The sequence below is a fragment of the Streptomyces wedmorensis genome, assembly GCF_000716445.1.
Lineage (GTDB): Bacteria > Actinomycetota > Actinomycetes > Streptomycetales > Streptomycetaceae > Streptomyces > Streptomyces wedmorensis.
Map to the genome: position 1 here is coordinate 1 of NZ_JNWK01000242.1, position 213 is coordinate 213.

1 pseudogene is annotated in these 213 nt (G+C 67.1%); it reads left to right on the top strand.

The window, feature by feature from the left end:
* A pseudogene (locus OO54_RS41275) lies at positions 1 to 213 on the top strand (sugar ABC transporter substrate-binding protein); the annotation flags it as partial.

Genomic DNA, 213 nt, shown 5'->3' on the forward strand with positions numbered 1-213 from the left:
ATCTGGCAGGCCGGCGGCCACCCCTACAAGACCGACGGCACCGCCGTGAAGATCGACTTCACCGACGAAGGCACCCAGAAGTACACCGCCACCTGGCAAAAGCTCCTCGACGAAAAGCTCCTCGCCCCCGTCAGCTCCTGGAGCGACGCCTGGTACAAGGGCCTGGCCGACGGCTCCATCGCCACCCTCTCCATCGGCGCCTGGATGCCCGCC